Genomic DNA, 14,432 nt, shown 5'->3' on the forward strand with positions numbered 1-14,432 from the left:
TTGTAAGGAAAAGGAAATTTGCCTGTGAATAGGAAAAAGAAAAAGTGAAAAAGAAGCAAAAAAAGGCGAGTAGTTTTACAAAGGAATTCATTTGTGAGATGGGTTAAGTTTGAGTAATAATTCAAAATATAAATTCAAACTGACTTTTCAAAAATTTTTCTTTTTTATCAAATATCAACCCTTTACTTAAGGTAAATATAAAAATCCATTTGAGTATGCATCCAGGTCTTTTATAAGTTATGACCTACCTTAGTCAGATTTCTTCCTTAACCAATACCAAAAAAAAAAGTTACTGTAGGATTCGAAAAATTATTTTTTGCCTTTATAAAGCGAGGCGGGTTTTTAATGGAAAAGAATAGGTTAAAGAAAAAAATCCTTCAATTCTTACAAGCTCCATCCAAAAGTCGTCTGCCAGACGTAATCATGAGTAGTACCCCCCGGGGTGGGCTGATTGTCATAGTTCCAGGTTAAACCAGTTCTGATATAAAAATTCAATGGAAGATTGTACTTCAAATCAATTTTGTAATCGAGTCTTACCCTTCCTTTTTCTGTCAGACTTGGGTAAACATAAGCGTTGGAAAAAAGATTGATATCACCAGAATCAAATAAATTGATTTCTGTCCCAAACCATGATTCAGCACTTTGTCTTTCTTCAGCACCTCCCTCAAACCGCTCTTTATTATATGAGGCACCTGCGGAAAAATTCCAATACATGCTGTTGTTACGGATGACAAACTTTCCAATTCCAAGTTTAGTATTGGTTCTAAGGTCAAGTTTTTGTTCTGTATTTGACAAAAGGTCTCGCCTCCCTACTATGAACCAATCCTTATTCAGCAAATAGTTATAAGTCAAATGGGCATCAAACCTCCCTATTGGTTCAGTGTCATCCTGCACCGAAAGCAAGACATTCATCGAAGCATCCAAAGTCCATTTTTTGGTCATGTACCCAATTCGGCTTCTCAAAGAAAGTTGCCTTTGGTTTCTTGCCTTTGCCATGGTATATCCCATGTCAATCTGTGCACTGAGCCTGTTCAATAATCCGTTTTTTATAATATCTAATTCAACTATATCCCCAATATCAAGAACAATTGGTTCCATATTTTCCTGTTTGATGGACACACTTCCATATTCTGAAGTTATCAAACTCCCATAGTACCTTATGCCTTTTTTGGTTGAAATGAGGTAAGGTGTTCTTGAATAAACCTTGTTTACTTCTATCCATTTTATTCTAAGGTCGTCTTTACTAAAGTATGTTTTGATCGTAACCACGCCCTTTACCATCGATTTTATTTCTCCAACAAGCAATTCATTATTTTTGAGAAAAAGGGAATCAGTCTGGGCAAAAGAAGAAAAATACAGAAACATTAATAAATAAAAAATCAGGGTTCTTGCATACCAGTTCATATAAGTTTCAGGTTTGGTTCATTATTTGAGACCTGAATTTTAATGTTTTTTTGGAATATTTTTGATTGAATTATTTTTAAGGTAAACCTTAAACCAGATTTATTCTTTAAAATAAAAATTTGTTTACTCTTTTTCCACCCAATAATTCAAAAATCCCTTTGGCATCTCCAACACCACTTTGGCATTTCGGAATTCAAATTTAGAAACATCAAACTCTGCCGAATTATCACTGAGGTTGACCTCGCCTAAAAGCTGGTATTCATCTTTATTTCCATATCGAAATTGGTTGCCAAAGGTGATCCATACTTTACCATTTGGGTTATTTCCATGATTCTTCCAATTGACAATTAATTTACCTTCATCAACTTTTCCTTTCAGGTCTGTAGCAAACAAATCACCCAATAAGGAAACCCCATCCAATTCCATAGCATGATCTCTCGGAATAGGAATCTCTTGGTAATCTGCCACAGTGGGAAAAACATCCACGATAGCAGGTTTTTGATCAAATCTCTTGTTGAATTTGGAATTGCTTGCGATCCAAATTTCCCTTTCCTCATCAGATTGTCCACCGTGATGGAACCCTCCCTGCGCCCTGCCGTGGTCTGTAGTCACGATCAGCAAAAACTCCTCATTATGGTTTTCTTCCCTGTTTCTGATTGCGTTCCAAATTTCTCCCAATTGCCGGTCAGCCTCCTGAACAGCGGCTTCCATTTCGGGACTGTTGCCATATCTATGGCCCATATCATCGGTGTATTGGAGATAAACCCAAGTCAAATCAGGAGAAAACCTGTTGATATCTTCGGAGGCTTTTGAAGCCACCGTTTTATCGATTTCATGGATATACCTGCTTAAAGTGTCATGGGGAAACCTGACAGTATCCAATTCCAATCCATCAAAATGGTAATCCACCTTTAGATTTCCTGTTTCAGCCAATCCATCTCCCAAAAGTTTGGTCCGATTATCCAGCCAAGTAGAATAAATGGCGGTTGTTTTTTGAGGAAAATTCTCTTTAAAATGTCTGAAAATGGTCCAATAATGGTAATTGGGAAATTGTATGCTGTTGTCTTTGACATTGTGTTTGTTGACCCATGTTCCCGTCAGCATGCTGTTATAGCCGACTGCGGATATGGTCGGGGTTTCGGAATAACCGTCTTTTTCACCTCCAAGCCAGGCCCTTGAATATCCGCCTTGAGAGGCTATCGCATCTAGGTGAGGGGTTGGCGTCTTTTCTAAAATTGAAGCAGGAATCCCATCCAAAATCACCAAAACAACTTTTTTAGGATGACTTTCGGTTTTTGAAGTACAGGAAAAAGAGGCAAGAATCAAACAAAGGACAAAGCTTTGAAATGCTATTTTATAACAGATTGATTTTGAAAAAACACTGGGATTTTTAGGCATAAAGGTTCAATTTTGACTGTATAATTCCCTAAATTTAAAGAGATTTTTATCAGGCTTCTTACCACCGATGGATAAAAAACCTCTCATAGACGATGATTACATTCTCCAAAAATTCAATGGAAAAGGTGGTTGGACATATGTCCTGATGCCGGAAAGCCCCAAAGAAAAACGGTTTCCTTTCGGTATGAAGAAAGTCAGCGGCAGCATCGATGCCTATAAATTGGAAAATTGCAACCTCATGCCTTTTGGAAATGGACAAATGTTTTTACCTGTCAAAGCAGAAATCAGAAAGTTTATCAAAAAAGAGGCAGGTGACCAAGTAAGGCTGATTTTATCAGGAGAAGAAAGTCCTGAAATTATTCCCGAGGATATTTTGGAATGTCTCAGAGATGCCCCAAAAGCTTTTAAGCGATTCAAAGAAATGCCAGATTGGGAACAAAAAGACGAAATAAATACCATCCTAGAAAGCAAGCAGCAGGACACCAAAGTCAAAAAAATCGTCATGTTAATAGAAAAACTAAATTATTGAAATCATGAAAAAGAATTTTGCGGCATTTGCTTTTTTTCTTTTATTTTTTGGCGTAATACCTGTCTCTTGTGATTTTCTCTGCAGGGATTCATGTGGCTGTGGAAAAACAACTCCTCCTGCTGATTTTAACATAAATGAACTTGAACTTGGAGACTTTTTAATGTCAGGGACATTCGACCCTGATCTTTTTTATCCGAAGGAAAACCTATTTAAATACATTGAAATTGCAGAATTTGAATTTCTTGCCATTTCTCAGCAGGAAAGAATTGGATTAGGATTTATCCAAAATGCAGCGGCCTGCAGTCCTGCACCTAACAAATCTACCCAATTCATAGCTGACATTCAGATTTCCAATAAAAAGGAATGGACTTCATCATCGGAAGGAACAGTAGAAATAGGTGCAGATCTTCGAAGATTTTTTTTGATCAAGGAATACCCTACACTTTCAGGAAGGTCAATTGAGGATTTTTTGACAGATGAGCCAAGGTTCTATTTGGGAGAAAATTTCTACTTAGAATGGAACTCCCCTTTGACCGAGGATACTGAGTTGACTTTTGACCTTGAAATCAAACTGAGCAACGGGGAAATTTTCAATTTTGAAAATGAAGTAATGAAAATCAAAATGTAAAAAGGAATTTTCCATTCAAACTTTTGGTAAAAGGGCCTTAGCAGCAAAAAGGGGTCAACTTATTTTCGCCATTACAAATCAAATCTTTACCATCCCCAATAAATAAGGTTTGATTAAAAAGGAATAACGGCATTTCCATCATTTTATCCTGTGCGAATCAACATAAAGTATTTATCTTCCCTTTCAAACCTAATAAGCAAGAACCCATGAAACTCTACAAAACCTCCCAAACCATCATTATTGAATCAGAATCAGGTTTTTACAGATCCAAAGAAAATGATTGGAACACTTTAGTCAACAGTGAAAATCTTTTTCAGAAATTGATGGAAGAAATTCCCGGTTTGGAAAAAATCGACTGGTCTCCAAAAGACATTTCTGCACCCATTGGAACACAGGAAATCTGGGCTGCGGGCGTCACCTATTTTAGAAGCAGGGAGGCAAGAATGGAGGAATCCAAAGAAAGCGGTGCAGCGGTATTTTACTCCAAAGTCTATGAAGCCGAAAGACCTGAACTTTTTTTCAAATCCACCTACTACCGTGTCGCCCAGCCAAATGGAAAAGTACATATCCGAAAAGATTCCAAATGGAATGTGCCTGAGCCCGAATTGACGCTTTTTATTAATTCCGCAGGTCATATCGCAGGCTATACGATCGGTAATGACATGAGCTCAAGGGATATCGAAGGAGAAAATCCGCTTTATCTACCTCAGGCTAAAAGCTATGATTACGCAGCGGCCATCGGTCCTTGTCTTTTTGTCCCCGAAAAACCCATCAATCCTGATACCAAAATCCATATGAAAATCGAGCGCTTTGGCAAAACAGTCTTTGAAGGCGAAATCTCCATCAACCAGATGAAAAGAAGCCATACCGAGTTGGCAGGTTACCTTTTTAGAGAAATGGCTTTTCCGGCAGGTGTCTACCTGATGACAGGTACTTGCCTTGTTCCTGATGACACTTTCACGCTTTTGGATGGAGACAAAATCAGCATTGAAATCGATGAAATAGGGATTTTGGTCAATACTGTAGGCAGGTAGGCATTCATCCATAGAATCCTGCAATCCTGTATTGTTGGCATTAATTTCTAGTGGCTTTTCCTGTTATTTGTATCACCGATAAAGAAAAATCTGTCGGCAACCCTGTTTCATGAAAAAAATCAGATTGAGCAAAAAACAACAGTATTGGCTACTTCAGGTTGTAGGATGGCTTTCGATTGTTTTTGTTGAAACTATCAATTATACTTTTTTTATCATAAGAGAATTTGTTTGGGCGTATGTCATTCAGTTTTGCCTTTTGGCAGTTTCGGGATTGATTGCTTCTCATTTATACAAAAAACTATTTATCAAACCTGCTGTTTTCGAAAAGAGCCTTTCCAAAATTTGGGGAAAGGCTCTTTTGGATACTTTTTTCATCACTTTGATCATGGTTTGTGCTTTTTTTATTCCATACATTTTTGCCAGTCCCGAGTTATTCTCAACTACAGATTTCCTGATCCAGTTTTTTGGACAGATGATGAACATTGCCCGATATGTGGTAGTTTGGATCATCATCTATTACTTATACCATATCCTGAAGCGAAATCAAGAAATCTCCCAACAGAAGCTTTTGATGGAAAACATCGCCAAGACATCGGAATTGGAACTGCTTAAATCACAACTTAATCCACATTTTCTATTCAATGCCCTCAACAGTATTAAGGCCTTGGTGCTGATAGACACAGATAAGGCAAGGGAGGCAATTATAAAATTGAGCGAATTGCTTCGCTTTACCCTCAACTATGAAAAAACGCCACTGATCAATATTTCAGATGAGATCAATGAGGTTGTAAAATATCTGGAACTTGAAAAAATCAGGTTTGGAGACCGGCTAGATGTATATATCAACTTACAGGAAGAGACATTGGATGCAAAGGTGCCTCCTGCTATGATCCTTACATTGGCAGAGAATGCCATCAAACATGGGATTACGCAGCTTCCTGACGGGGGAATCATCGAAATCAATTCGAGTGCTAACTCCCACACGCTTAAAGTGGAAGTTTGTAATACAGGCGAACTGAAAGAAAATGAAAACAAAGGCATTGGATTGAAGAATTCAACCAAGAGACTACAAAATCTTTTTGGGGAAAAGGCCCGGCTAATTCTCCAATCCAAATCGCCAAATAAAGTATCAGTGTCTATTATTTATCCTTTGAAATATAAAAACCATGAATAAAAAATGTTTTTTGGTCGATGACGAAATTCTTGCTATCAAAGAATTGGAGACCATGCTCAAGGCTTTTCCGGAATTGGAAATCATAGGATCTTCTGACCGTGCCTCAAAAGCCGTGGACCTGATCAACAGTCTCAAACCTGATTTGATATTTTTGGATATCAACATGCCGGGAATGAATGGCTTTGAATTGCTCGAAAAACTGGATGAAGCTCCGGATGTGATTTTTGTAACGGCTTATGATGAGTTTGCCATTCAGGCTTTTGAAGTCAATGCATTGGATTATATCCTAAAACCCGTAAATCCTGAAAGGTTAAAAGACGCCATTAACAAAGTCCAAAAGAAGACAATCAAAGAAAAGTCGTTAGAATCTGAAAAACTTGGCCTGGACAAAAAAATCTTTATCAAAGACGGTGAAAAGTGTTATTTCGTCCCGGTAAAGGATATTTTTTTGATTGAAAGCGAGGGCAACTACGTCAAAGTCTATTTCGAAAATAAAAAACCCTTATTGCACAAATCCCTGACTTACATGGAAAACAGGCTAGTGGAGGAGGTCTTTTTTCGGGCCAACAGACAATTCATCATCAACCTGAATTTTATCAAAAACATTGAACCATATTTCAACAGCACCTTACTTGTGGAAATGCAGACAGGTCAAAAAATAGATCTTAGCCAAAGGCAAAGTGTCAAATTCAGAGAAATAACAGGTGTATAAAATCAAATTACACACCTGTTGATTTTCAGTCCTTTAATTTTTAATCTGGAATATACTTAGTCGCTCCATTTTCTTTGACCGCTCTGAGACACTGTCGCCGATTGGCCGAAACATTAGGGTTGTAAGAAACATGCACCCACCTGTCAAATTCCTGAATCAGCTGATCAAAGACAAGACCACTGTTTTTGATCCTTTGGTAAAGCTGCTCTGTGGTGAGGTGTCCTACATTTATATCCGCTGCCATTCCAAATAAGTGTTGGCTCGTTTTTGCTCCCCCTATTGCTTGGTTGACCCTTGGACAACGGTATCCGCTGCTTGTAAGGACAGCCCTTTGTAAGCCATCCCTCAGAGGCTGAAGGACATTTTGACAAAGCGCCCTTAAATTGTCAATGACTGCCTGGTCAGGAGAAAACTGTTCATCAAAGCCTAGTCTGACAGCGGATTGACTGGCTAACATTTCATCGAGATAAAAATTTTTGGTGAGGTTCATGATTGTATTTGGCTAATTTGATTTATTGTTAAAAATCTCATTGGAAAGGACATGAATTTAAAGAATATAATACTATAATTTCAAATAAATAAGGAATCTTTTAATGTCAATCACTATTGATTCCAACTTCAATTGGATAAACAAAAAATAGATTGGCCATTTTTATCGCAACTGATTTGGAATTCAATCTACTTACCCCAATTTTGAATATATAAAACAATTACCTTGTTCATGGAGCCCTCCAAAATGTTAAAAGTATATTCTCCCTTTGACCAATCTCTACTTGGCGAGATCAAGATGAACTGTGAAGAGGAAGTTGAAATTGCCTTAAAAACTGCCATTTCCCTTTTTGAGGATAGAAAAAAATGGATTCCTTCCCACCAAAAAATTGCGATTCTGGAAAAAGTCGGCGAATTGATGAAGGGCAAAATGGAGGAATTGACGGTTACCGCTGTGAAAGAAGGAGGCAAACCCTATCAGGACTCCAAAGTGGAAATTTTACGCGCCATCAACGGTGTAAAAATAGCTTCCGAAGAAGTCAGCAGATTGACCGGACACCAGATTCCAATGGGCTTGACCCAAGCTTCTGTCAACAGGCTGGCCTTCACTATGCGTGAACCGATTGGAGTAGTGGTTTCCATATCAGCTTTCAACCATCCGCTAAACCTTATTGTCCATCAGGCGGTGACAGCATTTGCAGCAGGCTGTCCGGTAATCATCAAGCCAGCCTCCACTACCCCATTTTCTTGTTTGGCTTTTATCAAAATCCTTGAAGAAGCGGGTGTACCTAAGGGTTGGGTGCAACCTTTGATCCTTAACAATGAAGATGCCGAAATCTTGGTCACCGACCCGAGGGTGAATTACCTTTCATTTATCGGTTCGGCAAAAGTCGGTTGGTACCTGAAGTCAAAACTTGCACCCGGCACCCGCTGTGCCTTGGAACATGGTGGCGCTGCCCCTGTGATCGTCGAGCCTGATGCTGATTTCAAAGAAATGGTACCGGCTTTGGTCAAAGGAGGTTTTTATCATGCGGGACAAGTCTGCGTATCTGTTCAGAGGATTTTTGCCCATGAATCAATCGCAAAAAAGTTGGCTGATGAAATTGCCTCAGAAGCACAAAAACTTGTTGTGGGTGATCCATTGGATAAAAAAACCGAAGTTGGACCTTTGATCCTACCCAAAGAAGTAAACCGTGTGGCAAATTGGGTAGATGAAGCAGCAAAAGAAGGAGCAAAAGTCCTATGCGGTGGAAAAAGGATATTTGACAGCTGTTATGAACCTACAGTTTTATGGAGTCCTTCCTTGGAATCAATGGTTTCCAAAGAAGAGGTTTTTGGTCCTGTGGTCTGCATTTATCCTTATTCTGATAGAGAAAAAGCGATAAAATCAGCCAATGCAGTCCCCTATCATTTTCAGGCTGCAGTTTTTACAAAAGACCTTGACATCGCATTCGATACTGTCCAAAAACTCAATGCCACAGCAGTGATGGTCAATGACCATACCGCATTCAGGGTGGATTGGATGCCATTTGGAGGCAGAGATATATCCGGAGAAGGAATGGGGGGAATCCCCTATTCCATGCACGAAATGACCAGAGAAAAACTAATGGTGGTCAAGAGCAGATATTTATAAATAGAAAGAACAAATGATGCGATTATCTTATTGAATCGAGTATCCTTTAGAATTATACTAGAAAACATCATTTTCAATCATTTCCCCATTTATCTATTAATATTAATAAGCTCCTATCCATTTATTTTTTTTAATTAATAAGATATGAATTGGAATCAAAACAAAACCACAACATGGAAATAATACAGAAAGAATCCGGAAGTAAAGGTAAATTCATAGCCATGGACAATGGAATCCAGGCGGGAATGATGACTTATTCTATAGCAGGCGAGGACAAAATCATCATAGACCATACAGAAGTCAGCCCGGCATATAACGGAAAAGGAGTTGGTAAAAAATTGGTTGTAGCAGGTGTAGAGTTTGCCAGAAGAAACAACATCAAAATTCTTCCACTTTGCCCTTTTGCAAGAGGAGTATTTGCAAGAAATAAGGACTTGAGAGATGTATTGGTTTAAAATAATTTACTAAATTAAAACCGATACTTTACCAAAGCCACAAAGCATGATCAAGAAAGAATATTCAAACGGAGAAGTGACCATTACTTGGGAACCTGACAAATGCATCCATTCCAAAAACTGTGTCACCGGATTGCCAGGTGTTTTTAATTTTGAAAAAAGACCTTGGATCGACCAAAATGGTGCTACCACAGAGGCTATTGTCAATCAAATCAAAAAATGTCCCTCAGGGGCCTTGGGTTATTATTACAACAATGAAGCCCAACAGGTGGAAAGTGCTTCCTCAGAACAAATCGTAGAGGTGATACCAAACGGTCCTTTGATGGTCTATGGCAATATCGATGTCAAATTCAAGGATGGCAAAACCGAAAAGAAATATAAAGTGACTGCTTTCTGCAGATGTGGAGGTTCAAATAACAAACCTTTCTGCGACGGAACACATCGGAAAAATGGCTTTGAAGGTTAGAAACAAAAGTTTGATTTTTAAAACTACATTTCACAAAAGGGATTATCCTCTTCAACTGCCACTTATGTGAAGTTTTTATCGATAATCCCCTCATAATCATCGCTTAGAAAAGAAAAAATGAGAAAATACCTTTGGTTGCTGTTTGTTTTGGGTGTGATGTTCGGCTTTGTATTGGCAAAAAATACCGGCCCCATTTTAAGGGATGATGTATTGGCCGCCCAAAAACTGATCAACCTAGATTTCAGCGATGATGAGGTCGACACAATGCTATCATATCTTGAGGACAACAGAAAAGGATACGACACCATGCGGACTTTTTCTTTGGAAAATGATATTGAACCTGCTGTTTCTTTTGATCCCTATCCGATGGATTTGGAAATTGTTCCTTCCAAAGGATTGCATGTTTGGCAGGTGGATGAAAATGTGAAACTGCCTAAAGACAAGGATGCAATCGCTTTTCTGTCAATTCGGGAACTGGCAGGACTGATTAAATCAAGGCAAATTTCTTCTGTCGAGCTTACCAAGATTTACCTGGAAAGAATAAAAAAATACGATCCAAAACTTCAGGCTTTTATAACAGTCACCGAAGACTTGGCATTATCGCAAGCCCAAAAAGCGGACGAAGAAATCTCTATGGGAAAATATAAAGGTCCACTTCATGGAATTCCTTATGGCATCAAAGACTTGGCAGCTGTTCCCGGTTATCCTACCACTTGGGGAGCCGCACCTTACAAAGATCAGGTAATCAATGAAACCGCTACCGTAGCCAAAAAACTAGAAGAAGCCGGGGCAGTCCTTTTGGGCAAACTTGTCTCAGGTAGTTTGGCAAGAGGAGACATATGGTTTGGCGGAAAAACCAAAAACCCATGGGATTTAAACCAAGGGGCAACAGGTTCATCTGCCGGTTCCGGTTCGGCGACTTCTGCCGGATTGGTGGGATTTTCTATTGGAACCGAAACGCTTGGTTCGATCATTTCACCCTCAACACGATGCGGTGTGACAGGATTAAGACCAACGTTTGGGGCAGTAAGCAGGACAGGTTTCATGACACTTTCATGGAGTATGGACAAAGTAGGACCTATCTGCAGGTTTGCAACTGATTGTGCCATTGTATATGATTATATCCGTGGGCAGGATGGTAGGGATCGCTCAGTCCAAGATGTAAGCTTTGAATTGTTAGGTGTATCAGACTTGAAAAACCTAAAAGTCGGTTATTTCTACAGCCAATTTGAATCTGACACTTCCTCAAACCATATCCATAATCAACGGACATTGGAGGAGTTCAGCAAACTGGGAATTGAGCTTGAAAAAGCAGAATTGCCAAAGGATTATCCTTTCAACGTATTTGATATCATCCTCAGGGCAGAATCAGGGGCATTTTTTGACCAATTGATATTGTCAGGAAGAGATAGCTTGATGGTAGAGCAGGACAAAGGTTCAAGAGCAAATTCCCTTCGTCAATCTAGATTTATTCCCGCCGTAGAATACCTTCAGGCCAACCGCCATAGAAGGATGCTTATTGAAGAAATGCATAGGATGATCAAAGAATATGATGTGGTCATCTCTCCTACTTTTGGAGGAAGGCAGATGCTCATTACCAACCTGACAGGACATCCGGCATTGAGTTTACCAAATGGATTTGACAAAAAAGGAAGACCTACAAGCATCACCTTGGTTGGGAATTATTTTGACGAAGCCAAAATCCTGGCTTTGGCAGAGGCATACCAAAAGAAATACCCTTACCATGGGATGGTTCCAAAAGGAATTTATTGATTTATCTGATTCTAAATTTGATAAATAATGATATTGAGATTTTGAGGGATAAAGTGTCTTGGTCGATTCGTGATTTTGAAATTCATCAAATGCTTATCAATTATTCTTGTTTTTAAATAAATATGAAAAAAGTACTCATCCTTTTGGCGCATCCAAAATTTGAACACTCTGCTATCAATCAAGCTCTTATTAAAAGCATCAGTGGATTGGAAAATGTCGAAATCAGGGATCTCTATGAACTCTACCCGGATTTCAATATAGATGTCCAAACTGAACAAGAATCCCTGATTATGGCAGATATCATCATATGGCAACATCCGGTGTATTGGTATTCGGCTCCGCCACTGCTAAAGCAATGGATTGACTTGGTTTTGGAATTTAGCTGGGCGTATGGTCCTGGAGGAATTTTCCTAAAAGGAAAACACATCCTCAATGCAGTAAGCTCGGGCGGAGCCAAAGAGGCCTATTCCAAAGAAGGTAGAAATGGTTATACCTTGAAGGAATTCTTTTTGCCTTACCATCAGACAGCCAAACTTTGTAACATGACCTACTTACCCCCTTTTGAGGTCAATGGTACGCATAAAATCACAGCGGATCAAATGAAAGCTGATACAGAAAAATACAAAAAAACAGTCCTATTCCTCAGGGATACACCAGTTTTTCCACATGAGATCAGTACGCTTGACAGTTTAAATCAATTAACGCTATAAGTCATGGAAGATAGTTTTTTATATCAAGCAATCATCTATTTGACCGCTGCCATCCTCTGTGTTCCTATTGCCAAAAAGTTAGGAATGGGTTCTGTTTTGGGATATTTATTGGCGGGAATCATCATTGGCCCTTTTGCTTTGGGGTTCATCGGAGAGGAAGGAGAAGACATCATGCACTTCGCTGAATTTGGTGTGGTGATGATGCTGTTTCTTATCGGTCTGGAACTTGAACCTGCCAAACTCTGGCAGATGAGAGCCATGATCACAAGGATCGGATTGTCCCAAGTATTGGTTACTACATTGGCATTTTTTGGGGTTATGGTTGGTTCCGGATTTTCTTGGCAGGTTGCTTTGGCCGTTTCCATGTCGCTTTCCCTGTCTTCTACAGCCATTGTGTTGCAATCGCTCAAAGAAAAAAATCAAATGGATTCGGCCGCAGGAAAAAACTCATTTGCCGTCCTTCTGATGCAGGATATTGCTGTCATCCCGATGCTGGCAATAATTCCGCTTTTGGTGGTAGCAGGAGAATCCCTTTCAGGAGACCATCATGGAAGTCCCATTGAGCAGTTTCCAGGATGGATTCAGACGCTTTTTGTATTCGGAGCTGTTGGGTTGGTGATTTTATTGGGAAGGTACGCCTTTGTTCCTTTGCTGCGGATTATTGCCAGGACAAGGCTGAGAGAACTGTTTGTTGCCTCTGCCCTGCTCATTGTGGTCGGTATTGCATTCCTTATGGAATTGGTAGGGCTAAGTCCGGCCCTTGGCACTTTCTTGGCAGGCGTTGTTTTAGCAAATTCCGAATTCAAGCACGAGTTGGAAAGTGACCTTGACCCATTCAAAGGTTTGCTCTTGGGACTTTTCTTTATTGCGGTTGGAGCTTCAATCAATTTTGGCCTAATCGGAGACAATGCAGGCCTGGTCATTTCCATTACTTTGGGAATCCTTTTGGTCAAAACCCTCATCCTAATTGGAATCGGAAAATATGCCAAACTCAGCCTTGACCAAAACCTGATTTTTGCAATCGGTCTGAGTCAGGTGGGAGAGTTTTCCTTTGTAACTTATTCCTTTGCGAGTCAGCTGCAGATTTTGGACAAACCCACCACCGAAATGCTCATGGCCATCACAGCGATCAGTATGACATTAACTCCATTACTGATTTTGTTAAATGAAAAACTGATCCTTCCAAGAGTCGGCACATTGGAAAAAACAGAAAAAGAAGCAGATGAAGTCAATGAAAAAAATGAGGTAATCATTGCAGGATTTTCACATTTTGGGAGTACCATAGGCAGGTTTCTCCGTGCCAATGGGATCCAAGCCACCATTTTGGACAATGATTCTGACAGGGTGGACCTGCTTAGAAAAATGGGATTCAAAGTCTATTATGGAGATGCTACAAGGGCCGATCTGTTGGAATCAGCAGGTGCCCACGAAGCCAAAATCCTGATTTCTGCCATCGACAGCCCTGAAACCAATTACCTGTTGGTCGAGACAGTAAAGAAACATTTTCCAAATCTTGAAATGATGGTCCGCGCCAAAAACAGGGCAGATGCTTACGAATTGATGGATATGGATGTACCAAATATTTACAGGGAACACCTTGACAGCTCTGTCAGGTTAGGAAAAGATGTATTGGTCAAAATGGGATTTAGGGCACATACAGTACACCGATTGGCCCAAAACTTTATCAAGTATGATGAAGCAGCTTTGAAGGAGTTGGTTAAAGTAAAGCATGATCAAAAAGAATATATTTCATCTGTAAGGAGAACAATAGAGATGCAGGAAGCCTTGCTTTCTTCTGAGCGCAACCGTCAGTTTACCTTGAATGACCATGCCTGGGATTCTGAAGTGATGAAAGGCAAGTAATTTTCTTAAAAAGAAATTTATACTTGTAGATGAAAAGAATCCTGCCCCTTATTGTCATCTCTCAGTTTTTGAGTACTTCACTTTGGTTTGCAGGAAATGCTGTCCTTCCAGATTTGGCGAAAGAAATAAACCTCGCACCGGAATATCTTGGTCACCTGACGAGT

14 protein-coding genes are annotated in these 14,432 nt (G+C 39.6%); 11 read left to right on the forward strand and 3 right to left on the reverse strand.

Annotation, left to right across the window (positions count from 1 at the left end; all coding sequences use genetic code 11):
- Positions 1-384: 384 nt before the first annotated feature.
- Positions 385-1,404: a DUF481 domain-containing protein gene (locus tag ACZFYI_RS06715; RefSeq protein WP_462523355.1), complete on the reverse strand. Its 1,020-nt coding sequence runs from the start codon at positions 1,402-1,404 to the stop codon at positions 385-387.
- A 123-nt stretch (positions 1,405-1,527) separates the two neighbouring features.
- On the reverse strand, positions 1,528-2,802 hold the full coding sequence (locus tag ACZFYI_RS06720; protein WP_462523356.1) for an alkaline phosphatase family protein: 1,275 nt from the start codon (positions 2,800-2,802) through the stop codon (positions 1,528-1,530).
- 67 nt (positions 2,803-2,869) lie between these two features.
- Between ACZFYI_RS06720 and ACZFYI_RS06725 the strand changes: the two genes are divergently transcribed.
- The 5 genes from ACZFYI_RS06725 (at position 2,870) to ACZFYI_RS06745 (ending at position 6,879) form a co-directional block, all read left to right on the forward strand.
- Entirely contained in the window at positions 2,870-3,331 is a 462-nt protein-coding gene (locus ACZFYI_RS06725; RefSeq protein WP_462523357.1) for a YdeI/OmpD-associated family protein, read from the forward strand.
- 4 nt (positions 3,332-3,335) lie between these two features.
- The gene (locus ACZFYI_RS06730; protein WP_462523358.1) at positions 3,336-3,959 is read left to right on the forward strand and encodes a hypothetical protein; all 624 of its coding nucleotides are present in this window, start codon (positions 3,336-3,338) and stop codon (positions 3,957-3,959) included.
- Between the two features lie 206 nt (positions 3,960-4,165).
- Complete coding sequence (locus ACZFYI_RS06735) at positions 4,166-4,993, forward strand: fumarylacetoacetate hydrolase family protein (RefSeq protein WP_462523359.1); 828 nt, start codon at positions 4,166-4,168, stop codon at positions 4,991-4,993.
- 109 nt (positions 4,994-5,102) lie between these two features.
- Positions 5,103-6,167: a sensor histidine kinase gene (locus ACZFYI_RS06740; RefSeq protein WP_462523360.1), complete on the forward strand. Its 1,065-nt coding sequence runs from the start codon at positions 5,103-5,105 to the stop codon at positions 6,165-6,167.
- Complete coding sequence (locus ACZFYI_RS06745; RefSeq protein WP_462523361.1) at positions 6,160-6,879, forward strand: LytR/AlgR family response regulator transcription factor; 720 nt, start codon at positions 6,160-6,162, stop codon at positions 6,877-6,879. The genes ACZFYI_RS06740 and ACZFYI_RS06745 overlap by 8 nt, the downstream gene beginning before the upstream one ends.
- Before the next feature lie 40 nt (positions 6,880-6,919).
- Here the strand turns inward: ACZFYI_RS06745 and ACZFYI_RS06750 are convergent, their stop codons facing one another.
- Complete coding sequence (locus tag ACZFYI_RS06750; protein ID WP_462523362.1) at positions 6,920-7,369, reverse strand: D-Ala-D-Ala carboxypeptidase family metallohydrolase; 450 nt, start codon at positions 7,367-7,369, stop codon at positions 6,920-6,922.
- Positions 7,370-7,600: 231 nt separating this feature from the next.
- Between ACZFYI_RS06750 and ACZFYI_RS06755 the strand changes: the two genes are divergently transcribed.
- The 6 genes from ACZFYI_RS06755 (at position 7,601) to ACZFYI_RS06780 (ending at position 14,268) form a co-directional block, all read left to right on the forward strand.
- On the forward strand, positions 7,601-9,001 hold the full coding sequence (locus tag ACZFYI_RS06755) for an aldehyde dehydrogenase family protein (RefSeq protein ID WP_462523363.1): 1,401 nt from the start codon (positions 7,601-7,603) through the stop codon (positions 8,999-9,001).
- 173 nt (positions 9,002-9,174) lie between these two features.
- The gene (locus ACZFYI_RS06760) at positions 9,175-9,456 is read left to right on the forward strand and encodes a GNAT family N-acetyltransferase (protein ID WP_462523364.1); all 282 of its coding nucleotides are present in this window, start codon (positions 9,175-9,177) and stop codon (positions 9,454-9,456) included.
- Positions 9,457-9,502: 46 nt separating this feature from the next.
- Positions 9,503-9,922, forward strand: a complete 420-nt coding sequence (locus tag ACZFYI_RS06765) for a (4Fe-4S)-binding protein (protein WP_462523365.1) — start codon at positions 9,503-9,505, stop codon at positions 9,920-9,922.
- A 117-nt stretch (positions 9,923-10,039) separates the two neighbouring features.
- The gene (locus ACZFYI_RS06770) at positions 10,040-11,695 is read left to right on the forward strand and encodes an amidase (protein WP_462523366.1); all 1,656 of its coding nucleotides are present in this window, start codon (positions 10,040-10,042) and stop codon (positions 11,693-11,695) included.
- Positions 11,696-11,817: 122 nt separating this feature from the next.
- Positions 11,818-12,405 carry a glutathione-regulated potassium-efflux system oxidoreductase KefF gene (gene kefF, locus ACZFYI_RS06775; protein ID WP_462523367.1) on the forward strand — a complete coding sequence of 196 codons (588 nt, stop codon included), beginning with the start codon at positions 11,818-11,820 and terminating at the stop codon, positions 12,403-12,405.
- Positions 12,406-12,408: 3 nt separating this feature from the next.
- Positions 12,409-14,268, forward strand: coding sequence for a monovalent cation:proton antiporter-2 (CPA2) family protein (locus tag ACZFYI_RS06780; RefSeq protein WP_462523368.1), 1,860 nt, complete (start codon positions 12,409-12,411; stop codon positions 14,266-14,268).
- The last annotated feature ends 164 nt before the right edge of the window (positions 14,269-14,432 follow it).

The sequence above is a fragment of the Aquiflexum sp. genome (assembly GCF_977115555.1).